Genomic DNA, 414 nt, shown 5'->3' on the forward strand with positions numbered 1-414 from the left:
CCGCGCATGCCGGAAAAGCCATTCGAATCAGAGAGGGAAAGGGTGTTGATCGCTGATGAAGACGAGCATCGACCACCTGCCGCCCGTCAAACAGCGCGAACTTGGCCGTGTGGTCGAGATCATCCTCGAGGAGTTCGAGGATGCGCTCAAAGGAGCCGTCTCGGACGCCAAGAAGCGCGGACGCGTCCTGAAGATCATTCTCTTCGGTTCCTATGCCCGCGGTACATTCGTCGATGAACCGCATACCAGGAAGGGCTATCGGTCGGATTTCGATCTTCTCGTCGTCGTGAACAATCGCAAGTTCACGGACTTTGCCGCCTACTGGAACAAGGCAGCCGACCGGCTGATGCGGGATCCCGGCATCAGCACGCCGGTCAGCTTCATCGTTCATTCGCGCAGGGAGGTGAATACCTA

Annotated in this window: 1 protein-coding gene; it reads left to right on the forward strand. The window is 58.0% G+C overall.

What is annotated here, in order from left to right; all coding sequences use genetic code 11:
- Positions 1 to 55: 55 nt before the first annotated feature.
- Positions 56 to 414: nucleotidyltransferase domain-containing protein (locus tag EUU22_RS07990; protein WP_205687866.1), on the forward strand; the 359-nt coding region annotated here is incomplete at its 3' end.

It is taken from the genome of Ciceribacter ferrooxidans (assembly GCF_004137355.1).
Taxonomy (GTDB): domain Bacteria; phylum Pseudomonadota; class Alphaproteobacteria; order Rhizobiales; family Rhizobiaceae; genus Allorhizobium; species Allorhizobium ferrooxidans.